This window comes from Lactobacillus sp. MRS-253-APC-2B, from assembly GCF_012843675.1.
Taxonomy (GTDB): domain Bacteria; phylum Bacillota; class Bacilli; order Lactobacillales; family Lactobacillaceae; genus Limosilactobacillus; species Limosilactobacillus pulli.
The window spans coordinates 1-3,612 of record NZ_JABAFO010000037.1; the positions used below are offsets into that span (position 1 = coordinate 1).

The 3,612-nt window shown below is 39.6% G+C and carries 3 protein-coding genes; all 3 read right to left on the reverse strand.

All coding sequences use genetic code 11. From position 1 onward, the window contains the following. Nucleotides 1-820 precede the first annotated feature (820 nt). The 3 genes from HF864_RS09240 to HF864_RS09250 all read right to left on the reverse strand — a co-directional run bounded on the left by HF864_RS09240 (nucleotide 821) and on the right by HF864_RS09250 (nucleotide 3,428). Complete coding sequence (locus HF864_RS09240) at nucleotides 821-1,495, reverse strand: hypothetical protein (protein ID WP_169462699.1); 675 nt, start codon at nucleotides 1,493-1,495, stop codon at nucleotides 821-823. Next, nucleotides 1,495-2,523 (reverse strand): hypothetical protein, encoded by a 1,029-nt coding sequence (locus HF864_RS09245; RefSeq protein ID WP_169462700.1) that lies wholly within the window; start codon nucleotides 2,521-2,523, stop codon nucleotides 1,495-1,497. Before HF864_RS09245 ends, HF864_RS09240 begins: the two co-directional genes overlap by 1 nt. Nucleotides 2,524-3,050: 527 nt before the next feature. After that, a complete protein-coding gene (locus tag HF864_RS09250) occupies nucleotides 3,051-3,428 on the reverse strand; it encodes a hypothetical protein (protein WP_169462701.1) in 378 nt (125 codons plus the stop codon). Nucleotides 3,429-3,612 lie beyond the last annotated feature (184 nt).

Consider the following 3,612-nt stretch of genomic DNA (forward strand, 5'->3'; position numbering starts at 1 on the left):
AGACACTTTTGACAAAAGAAGCTCACAACAAAAACACGCTAAATCCCTTGTCGCTCTAGGGACTTGGCGTTTTTCTATGTTACAAAGGTCAAACAAAGGTCAAACAATTCTACCTACTTAACCCTTTTGTGATACGTTTCACAGCTAAAATCAGTGCTTTACAGCATCTAAGCGTATTAATCTGTTTTCTGCAGTCTTAACGCATCATGTATCCTTGATTAGCTCTCAGACGCACTGAAACTTTCAACCGTGTATAGTTCTGCATCTAGTTTTGTCTGAAAGCCAAATATCGTTATATCATCTTAAAATTCTCAAAAAAGTTCGTAAGCGAAATCCCTTGGGACTGTAAGGCTCGTACAGTGTTTTGAAATGAATTTGGTATTTAATATATATAGTTTGCAGTCATGATGCATCAACCCTTATATCTTACTAAACACTCCCAAAAACTGCAGTGATACATATGCTTTTGTTTAGTACCAGAATCAGACAAAGTTACTAAACAGTCGCAAAAACTGCAGTGATGCTTAGTACAAGCCAAAAACGCAAAAAAGCCAATTCGTGTGCACGAATCAGCTTATATCAAAAATATTCATTTACACAAACGCCGATATATTAAGCGTTTATGATACATCAACAGATTTTATGCATTGTTTTTTGCATAATACATCCCTTTAATAAGCGCTTATTTGAAAGGCGGTATCATGTTTTTTTGTGATGCGTGTATTAAGGTACGTATTCACTGCATCAGCCCGTATTTTTTGGCATTAGAGTGTTTTACCCCCGTTGCCTTAAAGCCTAAAAATTGCAGTGATACGCCGTTTTAATTCTTTGGTAAAATCACGGTTTTATTATTCAAGTCTACATCACCGTCAATAATACGCCGTTTCAACCGATTATAGTGGATTCTCGTTGTATCATGCAGTTTGTCGTCAAGCAAAATCAAGTTCATTGGTGTATTGCCGTTTTTCGTTGCGGTCTGCTGGCTTAAAATATGATGCATCGTATAACCCGTGAAAGTCATGTAATCAGCATTAAATGCATCTTTAGCCCAACGTTTCCACTCGCTTTTGTGTACCCTTGCTATGGTTTCAGCGCCAATCAAGTTATGCAGATATGCCGTTCTAGTAAAGCCAAAAGTCCTAATATTAAAGCCTAAATATTGGTGCAGTCCCGTACCTTTAGCATTGAGTTTCAGAGCCTTACCACTCGGACTGAAAACGTCTAAATCACGGTTAAACGCCTTGATTCGATCAGTTGTCTTGCATTTCAGTTTTCGGTTCGTCTGACTGCCGTTTAACCACCAATCCACTGCTCGCATATCTGGTCGGTATGCTTGTAAAAGTTTGTCCTTTTGACTGTTGCAGAGTCCGCAACCTAATGCGTCCATATCTAGCAAGGATAGGTCGACCAGCACAACGCAATCGTCCAGTTCAACAGGTATTAGTGTGCTACATTCTCTCAGTTTTAGCGCTGTAGTGGTTACAATATCGTTCATCATGCGACCACCGCCGTTTCTTGCGCCGTTTCCTGTTGCTGTTTGACGGCATCTAATACGACCTGCACGACCTTTTGCGTTGCAATATCTAGCTTATAATGGTCTTTCTTTACGATATTCACTAAATGCGACTGGCCAAAATCATCAACGTTAATAATTCTAGTGATTGTTGACCCAAGAAAGCGACCATTATCAGCAATGTAAGACCAGATATCGTCAAAACGTCCCGTAACCTTAACTGCATGAGCTTGTCCATAAGACTTACGCATGATCTTGTCGTTATGTTTTTCTTTTGCCTTGGCAATAGCTTTCTTTTTAGCAATATGCGCCGTTCTATAGGCTTTTTTAAGTCTTTGTTTGGTCGTTTCTGGTACGTTTGCTAAATGCTCGACACGTTTAAAATTGGCTTTCGTTTGGGCATCATCACGTACTGCAGTCTTAACGTCTGGTGCAGTCGACAAGTCAGACATCATCATGTAGCGACCAAGGTTCTCCAAATCATAAATCTTTTGTGAATTAGAACTGCCAAACGTCCAATACCGCATCAAAACATCATGGATATAGTTTGTTTGGTGATTGAGTAGCGACTTGCTACCCTTAACAAGCACGTGTACGTGAACCGTACCACCAGCGTCATATTCTGCTACTGCAGTCCATGCATCAACTTTAAAAGGTAGACTATCAAGCCAACGTTTAACCCGATTTTGGGCTACTTTAACGCTTGTAGTAGCATGGTCAAAACGTCCAGTAAAGTAAGCACAGCGCCTTGCATTTACACCAGAATCATAAAAATTATTAAAACACGACTCTAACCAGCGTCGCCTTAATTGCGACCGTTGAGCGCTTGTCTTAGTGTCCCGTTTGACCCGTTTCTTTTGCCTTGTACGCTCGTTTACGCTTTTACGGCTAACAGTGTGAGTTGATTCAGTAACAGCCACAGAGCCGTCTTTATTTAGCTCGTACGTGCATACGTGGTCTGCTCTCGTTGCAGATGCATCTTGCTGTAACGTTGTTGCCTTTTTTAGCATATTTTAAAACCCCTTTCCCAGACCAGAGAAACGGCTAGATAAAGGGGCTTTCGTGTACCATATTCGCTTGACAACACGTTACAGTAAAATCTATAATAATATCTGTAAAGTCTAAAGCATCAATCTAGGAACGCCAATTCCTGTCATGATTGTTGTCGCTATCATTAAAACGTAGATACGCCAATATCGACAATCGTTTCAATGATTTAATTTATATATTCAGCACGTAAGCCCAAGGAACGCCAATTCTTTGGTCTTTTTTTTGCATTTTTTTATGCGTTTCCAATTATATCATATATTTGCCTATAACAGCCCAAAAATACGCAAGATTCAAGTAAAAACACTTGACTTTTTTCGTTTGTTCTGATTGTTTTAAATGCTTTCATTGTGTCTGTTTTCTGCAGTCTTAACGCATCTTTTATTTAATTGTATACAACTAATTCAAAACAGCCCTAATCCCTTGGCGCTGTAAGGGTCAATATCTACTTTAACTTACCAAAAAACGCCGATTCATGCAGCCCTTTTGCCTAGTCTTTCCAGCCGATATGATTATACATATCTATAGCGCCTTTAACATAGCTTGCAGTCCGTTCCCCGTATGCCAACGTCCTTAACAAGGCTAACTGATTGCTATCTATATCCCTTATCATAGCGTCAATTACCATATCCATATCGTTGTAGCCGTTTTGTTCGTCCATTTCCGTTATCTTATCTCGAACGGCTTTCCACGGGCTTTCATCAGCATTTGACGGTCTGAATTGTCCTAATAAGTCAGTGCTGTACATTGTGATTCGTTTATAGTCGTCATTTATGCTATATCGATCATCAGCCAACGTCTGCAGATACAGGATAGCCGTATCAACATCTAACATTGTCATGAGCTTTAATATAGTTAAATCAGTCATTTTTAGCACCTTTACTTTCGATTCATGCAGTGTCCCCGTTTATTTTAACATCTGCTACCGCCTTTAACGTCCTGCTACTAATAATATAGACAACAAAATAGAGTGTGAGACACTTTTGACAAAAGAAGCTCACAACAAAAACACGCTAAATCCCTTGTCGCTCTAGGGACTTGGCGTTTTTCTA